General features: G+C 36.8%; 11 protein-coding genes and 1 rRNA gene. 8 read left to right on the top strand and 4 right to left on the bottom strand.

Annotated features, from left to right (window positions below; genetic code table 11):
• Positions 1–59: 59 nt before the first annotated feature.
• Positions 60–974, bottom strand: a complete 915-nt coding sequence (gene menA / locus GQR44_RS09985; RefSeq protein ID WP_166371685.1) for a 1,4-dihydroxy-2-naphthoate octaprenyltransferase — start codon at positions 972–974, stop codon at positions 60–62.
• 114 nt (positions 975–1,088) lie between these two features.
• Here menA and GQR44_RS09980 point away from each other — a divergent pair, with 114 nt between their 5' ends.
• The 5 genes from GQR44_RS09980 to GQR44_RS09960 all read left to right on the top strand — a co-directional run bounded on the left by GQR44_RS09980 (position 1,089) and on the right by GQR44_RS09960 (position 6,624).
• Positions 1,089–2,405 (top strand): isochorismate synthase, encoded by a 1,317-nt coding sequence (locus tag GQR44_RS09980; protein WP_166371684.1) that lies wholly within the window; start codon positions 1,089–1,091, stop codon positions 2,403–2,405.
• A 10-nt stretch (positions 2,406–2,415) separates the two neighbouring features.
• On the top strand, positions 2,416–4,152 hold the full coding sequence (gene menD, locus GQR44_RS09975) for a 2-succinyl-5-enolpyruvyl-6-hydroxy-3-cyclohexene-1-carboxylic-acid synthase (protein WP_166371683.1): 1,737 nt from the start codon (positions 2,416–2,418) through the stop codon (positions 4,150–4,152).
• Entirely contained in the window at positions 4,139–4,930 is a 792-nt protein-coding gene (menH, locus tag GQR44_RS09970) for a 2-succinyl-6-hydroxy-2,4-cyclohexadiene-1-carboxylate synthase (RefSeq protein WP_166371682.1), read from the top strand. The genes menD and menH overlap by 14 nt, the downstream gene beginning before the upstream one ends.
• Positions 4,931–4,949: 19 nt before the next feature.
• A complete protein-coding gene (gene menB / locus GQR44_RS09965) occupies positions 4,950–5,792 on the top strand; it encodes a 1,4-dihydroxy-2-naphthoyl-CoA synthase (protein WP_166371681.1) in 843 nt (280 codons plus the stop codon).
• 229 nt (positions 5,793–6,021) lie between these two features.
• Positions 6,022–6,624: a peroxiredoxin C gene (locus tag GQR44_RS09960; protein ID WP_166371680.1), complete on the top strand. Its 603-nt coding sequence runs from the start codon at positions 6,022–6,024 to the stop codon at positions 6,622–6,624.
• An 82-nt stretch (positions 6,625–6,706) separates the two neighbouring features.
• Here GQR44_RS09960 and GQR44_RS09955 read toward each other — a convergent pair whose 3' ends face one another.
• The gene (locus GQR44_RS09955; protein ID WP_166371679.1) at positions 6,707–7,012 is read right to left on the bottom strand and encodes a cytochrome c; all 306 of its coding nucleotides are present in this window, start codon (positions 7,010–7,012) and stop codon (positions 6,707–6,709) included.
• A 62-nt stretch (positions 7,013–7,074) separates the two neighbouring features.
• A complete protein-coding gene (can, locus tag GQR44_RS09950; RefSeq protein WP_166371678.1) occupies positions 7,075–7,704 on the bottom strand; it encodes a carbonate dehydratase in 630 nt (209 codons plus the stop codon).
• A 53-nt stretch (positions 7,705–7,757) separates the two neighbouring features.
• On the opposite strand from can, the gene GQR44_RS09945 reads away from it, so the two are divergent.
• The 3 genes from GQR44_RS09945 to GQR44_RS09935 all read left to right on the top strand — a co-directional run bounded on the left by GQR44_RS09945 (position 7,758) and on the right by GQR44_RS09935 (position 10,957).
• Positions 7,758–7,988: a YheU family protein gene (locus tag GQR44_RS09945; RefSeq protein WP_166371778.1), complete on the top strand. Its 231-nt coding sequence runs from the start codon at positions 7,758–7,760 to the stop codon at positions 7,986–7,988.
• 225 nt (positions 7,989–8,213) lie between these two features.
• Positions 8,214–8,852, top strand: coding sequence for a cAMP-activated global transcriptional regulator CRP (gene crp / locus GQR44_RS09940; RefSeq protein WP_028868783.1), 639 nt, complete (start codon positions 8,214–8,216; stop codon positions 8,850–8,852).
• 269 nt (positions 8,853–9,121) lie between these two features.
• Positions 9,122–10,957, top strand: a complete 1,836-nt coding sequence (locus tag GQR44_RS09935; protein ID WP_166371677.1) for an SLC13 family permease — start codon at positions 9,122–9,124, stop codon at positions 10,955–10,957.
• Between the two features lie 660 nt (positions 10,958–11,617).
• Here the strand turns inward: GQR44_RS09935 and rrf are convergent.
• Positions 11,618–11,733, bottom strand: a 5S ribosomal RNA gene (rrf, locus tag GQR44_RS09930).
• Between the last annotated feature and the right edge of the window lie 173 nt (positions 11,734–11,906).

Below are 11,906 nucleotides of genomic sequence, written 5' to 3'. Positions count from 1 at the left end.
CAAAATAAACCCTAATAACTGGTTTTAAAACCAGTTATTAGAATAATAATTAATCGATTTTAAGCGATAAGAACAATTGCAAATAATAATGAAAATACAAAAGCACTGATTGCAGTGTTTTTCAGTTGTTCATTAAAAATCGAACCTTCTCGATCATCTTTCTTGATTGCTTCAGCAATTTGAATGCAGCTTTTCGCTAATGGGCTAGTAATTAATAAAAATAGATATTGCCAAAATTGGCTTCCCTCAAGCTGATAAATATAAAGTGAACTACATAACATTGCAGTACTGATAAGCATTAAGTGATAAACAAATGCTTTTTTACGCCCTAATAAAACCACTAAAGTGATTTTATTAGCCGCTTTATCACTATAAACATCACGCATGTTGTTAATATTTAAAACAGCTGCACTTAATAAACCAACACTGATAGCAGGTAATATTAAAGAAATAGGCAGCGTTAACGCTTGTAAATAAAAGCTCCCGAGTACACCTAATAACCCAAAGAATAAGAAAACAGCAATATCGCCCATGGCACGATAACCATAGGGTAATTTACCCATGGTATAAGTAATTGCAGCAATAATAGCAGCTACACCTAACCCTAAGAAAACCAGCCAACGAGTTAAATCGCCGGCAAACGAAACGCTTAATAATGAAAGTCCAGAAATGAGGCATAACCCTGTGACCAGTACTATTGCCTTTTTCATCGATGCGGCACTAATCAAACCACTTTGCATCGCCCTTTCTGGGCCCGTCCTCTGATCATCTGCACCCGTTAACGCATCACCGTAATCATTGGCTAGATTAGACAATATTTGTAGTAATAAAGCAGTTAATATAGATAATAAAAAAATACTCGCACTAAAAACTTGATGCTGTACCGCTAAGCCAGCGGCAACAATAATAGAAGCAACAGCTAGCGGTAAGGTACGTAATCGACACGCTTGAATCCAAACTTGAAATGATTTCACTAAAAGTCCTATAAAAATGGTGATAATTGATAACGGCACTAGGAATAAGGTTAATATCGCGCTACATTAGCAAACATGAATAGATAAATATAGCACTGGGTTATAGTCGAAGATATGAACCAACTTCAACAACTACAAAAAACATTAATACAGCAATTACAATCATTTAGTCTTATTCACGGACACTTTCCGAGTACCAATTTAACAGTAACTATTGAACCAATCAGTTTATTACCTTTATTAAAAGGACAAAGATTGGCTGGCCAAGAAAACTTACCTTTATTACCGCATATCTATTGGCAAAATAAAGAAAAAAGTAAAACTCTTGCCTGTTTTGGCGCTATTGAAACGTTACATCATATCCCCAAAGCCACTGAACAAGCATTTTATATAGGTGGTTTAGCTTTCCAACAGCAAGGTCAACAATGGCCTGACTTTCCAGCCATTCTATTCATCAGGCCGTTAATGGTATTTGAACAATTAAGAGCGACTGACGAAGACAAAGAACAAACACAAGTCACTTTCCATTTTAATGGAACCAATAGCATTATAAAAACAATTGATAGTGTTAAATTATTACAACCTACAGTGCCTTTAGTCGCATTTAATTCACAATTTCTGAAACGTCAAGATAGCCCTAACCAGCAACAATGGGCTAAATTAGTTGAACTTGCCATAGAATATAAAGCTTTATTACCCAAAGTCGTGTTATCAAGAGAAACTGAATTATGCTTTGATACCCCAATCAACACTTGGGATATGATGGCACTTTGGCAGCAAGCTAACCCTAATAGTTTCCATTATGTTTTAAAACTATCTAATAAGCAGAGTTTTATTAGCTGCTCTCCGGAGCGCCTTTTCTCTCGTCGGCAGCGAACGGTAACAACTGAAGCTTTAGCAGGCACAGTGAATAGGGGTATAAATAAACGTGAAGATGATCTTTTATTACAAAGTTTATTAAATGATAAAAAAATAGACCGTGAAAATCATATTGTCCAAGAATTTATTATTGCTAATTTAAAACAACTCAAAGCACAAGTAAGTTACGCACCTGCTCAGGTTATGCAACTACACAATGTACAACACTTATGTGTGCCGATCACAGCTCAACTACTTGATGAAACCGAAGATAGGGATCTGTTATACAAATTACACCCTACTCCTGCAGTTGGTGGCACACCTAAATTACCCGCATTACAATTCATTAATGATAATGAGCCCTATCAACGAGGTTGGTACGCAGGTGCTGTTGGTTGTATAACTGAACATGAAAGTGATTTTAGTGTTGCCATAAGAAGCGCATTGGTGACTCAAAACTGTATTAAATTATTTGCAGGGGCAGGCATTGTCACCGGCTCTATTGCAGAACAAGAGTGGCAAGAGTTAGATAATAAGATTCGAACAATATTAACCATATTGGGAACATATTAGAGGGCATGCAATGACACAGGTAGATCACCAATATACCTTTCCCCATCAGCATCATAATATTAATTTATTATGGTCTAGCCTGTTTATTGAAGAGTTAACTCGATATGGTATCAGTGACTTTTGTATTGCACCGGGGTCTCGCTCAACCCCATTGACGCTGGCTGTTGCTAATCACCCCAAAGCAATAACACATGTTCATTTTGACGAACGAGGCTTAGGGTTTCTTGCATTAGGTTTGAGCCAAGCTTCATCAAAGCCGGTTGTAATCATCACTACATCAGGCACCGCAGTGGCTAATTTATATCCAGCAGTGATAGAAGCAAAACAAAGCCATATTCCACTGATCATTATTTCTGCAGATAGGCCTCCTGAACTAATTAATTGCGCAGCAAATCAAGCAATAGATCAGTATAAAATTTTTGCCGATTACCCAATATTTTTTGCACAAATCCCAACGCCGACGGAATCTATTAAAAGTAATTATTTATTAACAACGCTCAACCAAGGTTTATTTCAGCAACATATAGATAAAGGCCCTATTCACTTTAATATGGCAATTGCTGAACCTTTTTATCCCGAACACAAAACCATTAACTTCAAAAATTATCTCAGTAGTTTAAAGGGATGGGATAGTCATCATCGTCTTTACACGACTTACCATTCAACACAACACGATAAAGTTGTAGATAAAAATATTAACTTGAATGCAGAGAAAGTTTTAGTGGTTGTAGGGCGCATCAGTAATAAGCAGCAGGCAATGGCAATCGCACAGTTTTGCCAACAATTTGATCTCTTAATGTTCGCAGATGTTCAATCTCAGTTGCAGGGAGCAATAAATAATATAATCGGCTACGATTTATTACTGTGCAGTCCATCATTTAAGCAACACATTGATGAAGCAGATCTGATTATACAATTTTCAGATCACTTAGTAAGCAAAAGGCTAACACAATATATCGGCTCAACAGTCGTTCCTATTTGGGTGGTTTCTGAATATACACAACGCATAGATCCCGCACATTGTGTCACTCAACGTTTTGTAAGCAACGCAAAAAACTTCATAAAAAAAACCTACAATAATAAAAAAACAGATAAAAATTGGCTTGAAAAAGTAAAAATATATCAAGATCGATTACCAGACATTATTAATCCCTATTTACAGGATAATCAGATTAGTGAAGCAAATAGTACTGCGCATGTATTAAATCATAGCAAAGATAATATTATGCTAGGAAACAGCCTCGCGATCCGCTTAGCTGATATGTTTGCCAATACAAACGCAACGATTTATAGCAATCGTGGAGCAAGTGGAATAGATGGTGTTATTGCAACGGCAGTAGGTATTGCAAAAAATAAACAAGGGGCAACGACGCTATTAATTGGCGATACCTCTTTTTTATATGACTTAAATTCCTTAGCTTTATTAGCACAATTAAAGCAGCCATTTGTGATCGTACTTTTAAATAATGATGGTGGGGGTATTTTCAATCTATTGCCCGTCCCTAAAGCACAACAGCAAGCATTTTATCAATTACCACATGGTTTAACGTTTGCCCAAACCTGTGCGCAATTTGCAATAGCTTATCAACAGCCTAAAACGTTGTCAGACTTTAAACAGAATTACCAACATGCGGCTTCAATAAACACAGAAAATAAAGCGACACTGATTGAGATCTGTATTAGTAATTTAATAACACCGACGCAGTTACAAGAGATCAAGGAGCAACTACAAAATGCCATTATATAGTGAACAGCAAGGCTCACCAGACCACCCTACTTTGGTTTTTTTACATGGCTTTTTAGGCAATAGAAAAGATTGGAAAAGGACCATTGAACATCTTAAAAATGACTTTCATTGTGTCACCATCGATTTGCCAGGTCATGGTTCATCAGTTGCTAATGTAGCACCTTTAGAAGGCGGCTTTGAACACTGCCATCAATTAATCAAATTCACCTTGGCATCACTTAACATTAACTCGTTTTGTCTAGTCGGATACTCACTGGGTGGGCGGATTGCATTAGATTACGCTCGAAGCCAACAGGACCCTCGTTTAAAGCATTTGATTTTGGAATCATGTCATATCGGATTAACGGATCAAGCATCCAAACAAAGTCGCTATCAATTTGATCTAGCCTGGGCAGAAAAATTTTCAACTCAATCTATCGAAGAGAGTTTACAACAATGGTATGCACAGGCCATTTTTAATGACTTAAGTGAGCAACAAAAACAAACAATAATAAAGAAAAGAAGCCACAATTATGGTGTTTTCTTAGCGAACATGTTGCTTTCAACCAGTTTATCCCAACAATACTGTGCACAAGACTTTCTAAGCAAAACAACGTTAACGATTAGTTATTTTTATGGGCAAAAAGACACCAAATTCACGCAGATAGCTAAACTTATTCCACAAACAAACAATATAAAAACCCACTGTTTTAATGGTTTAGGTCATAACACTCACCAACAAGATCCCATAAACTACGCCAATAATATTAAACAACTATTCTTAACAGAGCATTTTTAAACATTAAGTTGGAGCCAATATGACTGATGCAGATTTCTATGCAGCGATAACGTGGAACGAAAGTTCTTTACCATTTGAAGATATTATTTATCACAAGGCCGAAGGTATTGCGAAAATAACCATCAATCGACCACAAGTTCGGAACGCCTTTCGTCCTCAAACTGTCAATGAAATGATGCAAGCTTTACATGACGCACGATATGATCAAAAGATTGGCGTAATTATTCTGACTGGTGCTGGAGATTTAGCATTTTGTTCAGGTGGTGATCAAAGTGTCCGTGGTGATTCAGGTTATAAAGATGAAGAAGGCGGCCATCATCTTAATGTTTTAGACTTTCAACGTCAGATCCGGACTTGTCCTAAACCTGTTATCGCAATGGTTGCTGGTTATGCTGTAGGAGGAGGTCATGTATTACACATGATGTGTGACTTAACGATTGCAGCGGATAATGCAAAGTTTGGTCAAACAGGCCCGAAAGTAGGATCTTTTGATGGTGGTTGGGGAGCCAGTTATATGGCACGTATTGTAGGGCAGAAAAAAGCACGTGAAATCTGGTTTCTTTGTCGTATGTATGATGCTCAAGAAGCAGTTGATATGGGTTTAGTGAATACAGTCGTTCCATTGATTGACCTTGAAAAAGAAACCGTGAAATGGTGCCGAGAAATATTACAAAACAGCCCAATGGCATTACGTTGTTTAAAAGCAGCACTGAACGCGGATTGTGATGGTCAAGCTGGATTACAAGAATTAGCTGGCAACGCAACCATGTTATTTTATATGAGTGAAGAAGGACAAGAAGGAAGAAATGCCTTTAATGAAAAACGTAAACCTGACTTCAGTAAATATGGACGAAACCCTTAATGCTTAGACTAAGCAACTAGTACAAGCACAAATAAATATCTGAATAAACCCGCCTTAATAAGCGGGTTTATTCATTCAGAACATAAAAACAACATTTCAATAGCTAAAAACTATCAAATTAATCGCTATAAACAATTCGCATATTTATTCCATTTAACGCATTCTACAGAAGTTATGCCTGATAAAAATTGTGCATGGCTTCATTTAAATCTATATAAAGGAAAATCTCATGGTATTAGTAGGTAAGCAAGCTCCTGATTTTACAGCAGCAGCAGTATTAGGAAACGGTGAAATTGTTGATAGTTTTAACCTAAAAGAATTCGCAAACGGTAAAGAAACAGTTATCTTCTTTTACCCATTAGATTTCACTTTTGTATGTCCTTCAGAACTAATTGCTTTCGACAAACGTTTTGGTGATTTCCAAGCACGTGGTGTTGAAGTTATTGGTGTATCAATTGATTCACAATTCACTCACAACGCATGGCGTAACACTGCTATCAATGATGGCGGTATCGGTGCAGTTCAATATCCACTAGTAGCAGACGTTAAGCACGAAATTTGTAAAGCGTACGATGTTGAATTAGAAGAAGCTGGCGTTGCATTACGTGGTTCTTTCTTAATTGACAAAAACGGCGTTGTTCGTCATCAAGTAGTTAACGATCTACCTTTAGGTCGTAATATTGATGAAATGTTACGTATGGTTGATGCATTACAATTCCACGAAGAGCACGGTGAAGTTTGTCCTGCGCAATGGGCTAAAGACAAAGCAGGTATGGAAGCGACTCCAGAAGGCGTAGCAAAATACTTATCAGGTCACTCTGACGACCTATAATATTGATATTTAACTATCTTTTATTATGAATAAAAATGGCCTCATTGAGGCCATTTTTAATCGAGGTGTAACATGAATATATTTATTTCAACGAAGAATAATAAGCAGCTAGGTTAGCGATATCAGTATCACTTAAAGCTGCAGCCTGCGGTATCATCAATGCAGACATCCCCCCTTGTCGTTGTGAAGCTTTATACGCTTTTAAAGAAGAAGCTAAATACACTTCTTTTTGCCCTTTGAGGTTAGGATAAATAGGTACAGCAGAAATACCTTCTGCACCATGACAAGCTACACAAACTGCCGATTTTGCTTTACCAGCCTCAATATCCGCAGCACTTGCAAAAAAAGGCAGGCCAACTAACAACAAACCAATTAATTTTTTGTTCATATTCCACTCCATTTGAATTTCACTATTTATTTTTGTACAACTAGCCTATTACTACAGGGCTATTAATTAATATGATATAAATCATTAATACTGTCGATATTATCAAAATTCACTTGTAAATCTTTTAAACGTCCGTTTTTTACAGAATAAATCAATCCGTGCACCGTTAGATCTTGACCTTTAAGCCATGCGTTTTGGACACAGGTGGTATGGCAAACGTTTTTGACTTGTTCAATAATATTAAGCTCAGTAAGGTGATCTAATTTCTGCTTATCAGTCATTGACTCTAAAAATTCATGACGATGATTTACATACACATCTTTAATGTTTCTTAACCAGCCATCTATCAATTCAAAAGATTGTTTTTCCATCGCTGCGCGTATTCCACCACAGTCATAATGACCAGTTACTATGATATGCTTTACCTTTAATACATCAACAGCATATTTAATCACAGACATACAGTTCAAGTCGGTATGAATCACTAAATTAGCAATATTACGATGTACAAAAACATCACCGGGCATCAGACCTAATAATTGATTGGCAGGCACTCGACTATCGGAACAACCAATCCATAAATACTCTGGTGATTGCTGCTCAGCTAAATGTGTAAAAAACTCAGGATCTTCTTTTAAGATATCCTCAGCCCATTGCTTATTATTTTTAAGTAAATCATTTAACAAACTCATACTTCACCTTTAAATTAATGTATTGTTAAAGAAAAGCCTAGATGAGCCCTTTTATGTTAATACCTTACCAACAACTTGATGCAATGACATTAAACAATTTAATAGAACAATATATTTTACGTGAGGGTACTGATTACGGAGAAGTAGAGTTTTCATTACAACAAAAAACACAACAAATTTTAGCTCAAATAAAAAATGAAGAAATATTTATCATGTATTCGGAGCTAAATGAGAGTGTCACTTTGATTAGTAAGCAAGAGTTCAAACAGACTCAAAATAAATAAATAAATCATAGATCTTTGGTTAATTCCGAGAGCATAAGTGCAGAATTAATCAAAACCATAATAAATAAATCTTGTTTATGACCAAGATCTAATTTATTGCACAACTAATGTTGAGAAACATTATAGAGTTTGAAAAAAAAGCGATACAATTCATATACAAGTCTATTCGTGCAACAAATGAAAAGAAATAGCCATTAGCTATTCAATACAGATAAAGGGAAGTTTATGATCATTACCAAACCTCAAACCGATCCTACTTTAGAATGGTTTTTATCACATTGTCATACGCACAAATATCCGGCAAAAAGTATGTTAATTCATGCAGGTGAAAAAGCTGACACGCTGTACTTTATTGTTAAAGGATCTGTTGCTGTTGTAATTAAAGATGAAGATGGAAAAGAAATGATCCTATCTTATCTAAACCAAGGTGATTTCATCGGTGAATTAGGTTTATTCGACAAAGAAGAAGAACCAATTCGTAGTGCTTCTGTAAAAGCCAAATCAGCATGTGAAGTAGCTGAAATTTCTTACAAAAAATTTACTCAGCTAATTACAGTAAACCCTGAAATTCTAATGCGTCTTTCTCGTCAAATGGCGAACAGACTACAAGTTACTAGTCAAAAAGTAGGTAACTTAGCATTTTTAGATGTAACAGGTCGTATCGCAAACACATTATTAGATTTAGCTAAGCAACCTGATGCAATGACACATCCAGATGGTATGCAAATCAAAATTACACGACAAGAAATTGGTCAAATCGTGGGTTGTTCACGTGAGACTGTTGGACGTATTTTGAAAATGTTAGAAGAACAAGGCCTTATCTCTGCACATGGTAAAACAATCGTAGTATTTGGTACGCGTTAATCGTATAAAAATACAACAATAAAAAACCGCTTAATTGCGGTTTTTTTATATCCATATTTTTTGTTTCTAACAATAAAGAACAATAAAATAGCGATATTTCACAATCATGATTCACACCGCAAAAAAACAAAAGCATTATGTTAAAATAACAATGATATTGTTTTTACTCTAGTCGAGATGTGTATTTCATATCAATGCCACCCAAACATCACAACCTGCATACATCTAATATATAAAATAGTAACAATACATTATTAAGGAGATGGCATTTGAATATTCCAGATCTACCTAATAATCATGCACTTGCAGTGTTATTGATCACCGTACTCGCATTATATTTATTTCGTCGTGAAGATATCCCTCTAGAAACATCCTCCCTTTCAATCATAGCGGCCCTCTGTCTATTATTTGTTTTCTTCCCTTTCTACGACGAGAAAGTCGCCCATTACTTTGAACCAAGTTCATTATTTTTAGGATTTGGGCACGAAGCTTTAGTCACGGTTTGCGCATTAATGATTATTGGCCATGGTATTGTCCGAACTGGCGCATTAGAGCCTATCGGTAGATACATAGCCAAACTATGGAGAATAAGCCCAAAATTATCTTTATTATTAACGTTAATCTTAGCGGGTGCGCTAAGTGCATTTATTAATAACACACCTGTTGTTGTTCTATTACTGCCCATTTTAATCAGTGTCTCGTTACGTACTAAAACAGATTCATCACCATTACTTTTACCAATGGGATTAGCTACGTTAGTTGGGGGTATGGCAACAACCATAGGAACGTCAACAAACTTATTAGTCGTTAGTATTGCAAAAAATATGGGGGTTATTGAATTTGAGTTATTTGATTTTATTCAACCAGCATTGATCGCTGCCGTTGTCGCAGTTTTTTATTTAGGACTTATAGCCCCTAAATTATTACCTACTCGTACACCTTCAATGCCAGATACTTCACCACGATTATTTACGGCGTATTTAAATATCAATGAAGACAGCACTGCTAATGGTAAAACCATTACAGAAATAATTAAACTGACCGATGGCGTGATAAAAATTGGAGGAATCCAACGTAATCAAAACCAGCAAAATATCATCCCTTTACCAGATACAGTGCTTATTGCAGGTGACCGTTTAAAAATACACGATTATCCTGATAATATTAAAGAGTATGAATCTGTATTGGGGGCGACTTTATTTTCTGATTCGGATAAGACTGATCAGCTACATGCTTTGGAAGCAGGAGATCAAACACTAGCTGAAATTGTGATCATCACAGGATCTGGGCTAGAAGGAAGAACTTTACAACAAACGAATTTTCTTAATAGAAATGATATATCAGTAATTGCATTACATCGAGCAGGAAAACCCATGGTGACGGCCCGCAGTGGTATTCCTAATACCTCTTTGAGAATTGCTGATGTGTTATTAGTACAGGGTAAAACAACACAAATAGAACGACTAAAATCTCAACAAGGTTTATTAATCATAGATGGTGCAGAGCAATTACCACAAACTAGTAAAGCGCCATTAGCGTTAGGGACATTACTTGCTGTTGTGCTCTCTTCTGCATTCGATTTATTACCAATTGAAATTAGCTCAGTATGTGGCGTACTAGTATTATTAGTAACTAAATGTTTAAACTGGGAAGAAGCTTCTTCCGCCTTAAGTACCCAAGTCATTTTAATAGTCGCCGCCTCTTTAGCACTTGGTGCTGCGATGATGTCTACAGGAGGAGCTGAATATATTGCACAAGTCTTTGTCGCAGTATCCTCTGATCTTCCACCAGGCGGAGTTTTATCGGCTTTGATGCTACTGCTAGCTATCTTAACTAATATTGTTTCTAATAACGCTGCGGCAGTTATTGGAACCCCCATTGCCATTTCTGTTGCTACTCAGCTTAATCTTTCACCAGAACCATTTATACTTGCTGTATTATTTGGGGCTAACTTAAGCTATGCAACTCCAATGGCTTATAAAACTAACCTATTAGTTATGAACGCAGGTGGTTATCGGTTTTCTGATTTTTTACGTATTGGTATTCCCTTAGTCGTATTAATGTGGATAACCCTCTCATTATTATTAAATTGGATGTATTTATAGCTACTATCCACTGAAGATTTAACAATATTGTTTAAGGCTAATGATTGTATTAGACATCTAGCAGATTTGTAGGGGATATTGTCGATGCAAAGATACCGCAGCATTCCACCATTCGCGAACTATTGCTGTTGGAACCGCCAAAGTAGACAAAGCCTAGCCCACTTATTAAACGATGCTATCTGCAAATTCAACCCTATCCTTTGCACTTATCTAAAGCGCTAAAAACATTAAAAGAAAAAATCCCTGCTGATGTCAGTCAAAAGGGATTGTTATGAATATAATGTAAGCTTGGCGATGGGTGGACATTGCTCATGACCCATCGTTGTCGCGATATCACCAGGGCACGCAGAGCTTGGCCCGCTCATAAAACGATGCTGTCGCATCATTCGCCCCTATCTATCACACTCAAGGATAGCCACTACGTGCCGCTTTAGTTATCCCCTGCTCAAGCTGGACATCACCACCAAAACCACTAAACGAAAAAATCCCTGCTGACATCAGTCAACAGGGATTTTTCGTATTAGGCGCTTGGCGATGGGTGGACATTGTTCGTGCCCCTTGCCTGTCGGCAAACTCACCCTACTTTCTACGTAGGTCATAAATCAACAGAATTAAAAAAGCCCCACCGGAACTAACCAGTGGGGCTATTTTAAATTAGGCGCTTGGCGATGACCTACTTTCGCATGGGGAGACCCCACACTATCATCGGCGCAGCTGCGTTTCACTTCTGAGTTCGGCATGGGATCAGGTGGTACCACAGCGCTATTGTCGCCAAGCATAAAAACGGTGAATGTCTTTTTATTCAACGGCCATGAGGAGATTAACGTCTTTTGGTTAATGTCCGTTGGCGGTTCTAAATAAAAAAAACACTCTTAGGAAAACTAACAGATATCGTTCTAAATCAATCAATGTTGTATGTAAATACATTTCACAAGCGCATATTTTAACG

The sequence above is a fragment of the Psychromonas sp. SA13A genome, from assembly GCF_011378715.1.
Classification (GTDB): domain Bacteria; phylum Pseudomonadota; class Gammaproteobacteria; order Enterobacterales; family Psychromonadaceae; genus Psychromonas.
This window is presented reverse-complemented; position numbering and strand designations above follow the sequence as displayed.